Raw genomic sequence first — 2,476 nt, 5'->3', positions numbered from 1 at the left:
TCTCTAATACGTGAGTCGATGTTAAGATAAATATGATTTTGAAGGTCAATTTTGTACTTTACTTTAAGATAAACATATTTTCTAGCGCCTAAGGATACTTTGTATGATTTGAGTTGATTTTGTTGGTTTAGGCCATCAATATTAATATTGCCTTCTAGAATAGTGCCACTAGGAATAGTTTTGTATAGTGTTTGCCAAAGTGTTGATTTAAAATTAGAGTTGATGATATTAGTTTTAGCTGAATCTAGTAGTGATTCATTTAATATAAGATAAATATTAGCTTTACCAGCTGTGCTTATGATATTTGCATATTCTATTCCGTCAATAGAAGTTAAAGCTGTATGTACAGCATTAAATGTTGTGCTTTTGATACTAATGTGGTCTTCTATAGCTTTAAAATATTCACCCCCAGGGCTAATTTTAGAAAAGAGTATATTAACTTCATTAATAATTTGTTCTTCTATAATTGCAAGTGATGTTGCAATAATGTTGTAAATGGATGAGGGGTCGTCATTAATTACAATTCTATGCATATTTCGTAAGTTCTCACGTTTAGTTTCAACTATTTGTTTAATATTTTGTTTTAAAATACCAAAATCAGAATCAAATAGGATGCTCATAATTTAACCTCCATATTTAGAGTGTCATTTGGAAAATGAAAGACAATGCTTATTGTGTTTGATTGTATATTTACATCAAGATTTACAATATCAATTTTGAGATCTTGTATAACATTAAATAAGTAAGTTTTGATTTGCGTTAAAGAGTTTATCTTGATAAGCTTTATAATGTGTGAATAATCTAAACCCCATTGAGGATCATAGAAAAGACTACCTTTTGAAGTCTTTAAGAATATAAATAGTCGTTGTTTTTGTTCTTCAATACCATCAACAAGCTTTAAATTCGAATTAAATGTTAAGTTAAAATCATTGTCAATTCTGATATCCAATCTTTATGTCCTTTATCCTTTTTAATTACTTTTAACCTTTAACCAATAAAAGGAAGTATAATACTATTTTTGCTAAAAACTATTTAAGTAGCATATTTATTTTAGTTTGTATATTGTTAACATATGTGTAAAAACTAGGTTCAACCGTAGCTTGTCCAGAAACTCTTAAATTATATAAGCAATTAACAATTTCTTCTAATACTTGCTTTAAACTTATATTGTTATTTTTGATTTCCATAAGGTTTTTTGTGTGAATAGAAAAATCATCAACTTTAATAGTTGCATTTTGCATATTAATCGGTCGTAATATATAGAAATAGTTTTTATCATAATAATTATCATCATTAATATCAAAAAGATTGATACTACTTTGCAAAAGAATAACCTCATCGTTTTCTTGTAAATTAAAATGCATATTTGATATACATCGAGTTTTAATTTCTATATTTTTGTATAGGGCTAGCAATACAACACCTTCTTGAGTCTCAGAATTAAAAGATTTGATAATGCCTATTGTAGAGATAAAAATATTTTTATAAATCCATAGTTTAATTTCTTCTTGTGTTAATGCAGAACCAGCCATTTGGCTATTCATTCTATAAATATCATAATTTAAATGCATTTATCTAGCTTCTCCTTTTATATTTAAGTAATTAGTATCATCATAAAGCTTGAGTATAAGAGAGCATTCACCAATATTACTTAATACAGCATCAGCTTGTGAAATAGTGCTCTTAATTTTATTACCAGTACCATCAATGAAACTAACTTTATCACCAACTTTAAGTTTATGTGTATACATAATCTTGGCATTCCAATATATGAACCTAATATTTATATTGGAACCTATAGTGATTTCTTGTTGTGGAATAAATTCAAGAAGATAATCTTCAAGAGGTTCATAGTCTTTATCTGTGTCTTTTTTTGTTTCCTCTTTTTCTGTATCTGTTGTAGGTGTTTCTGTTTTTGGATTTTTATCCTTTTGTATAGGCTTATTTTTTTCTGTTTCTTCTTTTTTCTCTGTTTCTGTTTGTATCGGTACGTAATTTGTGAATATATAGTTACATTCGATATCAGTAGTATTAATAGATGCTTCTTTGATTAGTTGTGTATGGTCTTTAGGTGTAATATCTGTTCTAACGCTTTGGACATACTTTTTAGTTATTTTTTCAATAAATTCAACAGGAGTGTTTGCACAAAAACTTTCATTTATTATGTGTTTTTTGTTTTCATAAGTCATATTGATAATATTTCTACCAGGAAATGCTGATTTAATCGCGTCTTCTACTGTCATGCCTTGAAATTGATTTGGGTTGAGTGCTTTATGAAAATAATTGCTTTTTGATGCTAAATGAATTTCCAATTCAACACTAAAATCACCACTAGGATAATCAGTACTCATAGGTGTACCTAAGTAACCCGACATAATAAAGTCATAATCTTTAACTTCTGCAAATTTTTTATAGTATATTGTTACAATATTGCCAGCTTGTAAATTATCATTAAAATCTATAGGTAAATTCCAAA

Annotated in this window: 4 protein-coding genes; all 4 read right to left on the bottom strand. The window is 27.3% G+C overall.

The genetic code is table 11. The annotated features are described in order from the left end of the window. Positions 1–620: DUF276 domain-containing protein (locus U880_RS0109545; RefSeq protein ID WP_024655789.1), on the bottom strand; the 620-nt coding region annotated here is incomplete at its 3' end. Beyond that, positions 617–949 carry a contractile injection system sheath initiator gene (locus U880_RS0109540; RefSeq protein ID WP_024655788.1) on the bottom strand — a complete coding sequence of 111 codons (333 nt, stop codon included), beginning with the start codon at positions 947–949 and terminating at the stop codon, positions 617–619. The genes U880_RS0109545 and U880_RS0109540, both read right to left, overlap by 4 nt. Positions 950–1,028: 79 nt before the next feature. Next, positions 1,029–1,571, bottom strand: a complete 543-nt coding sequence (locus U880_RS0109535) for a DUF777 family protein (protein ID WP_024655787.1) — start codon at positions 1,569–1,571, stop codon at positions 1,029–1,031. After that, positions 1,572–2,476: DUF693 family protein (locus U880_RS11580; RefSeq protein WP_024655786.1), on the bottom strand; the 905-nt coding region annotated here is incomplete at its 5' end. It lies immediately after the preceding gene.

The organism is Borrelia hispanica CRI, assembly GCF_000500065.1.
Classification (GTDB): Bacteria; Spirochaetota; Spirochaetia; order Borreliales; family Borreliaceae; genus Borrelia; species Borrelia hispanica.
This window is presented reverse-complemented; position numbering and strand designations above follow the sequence as displayed.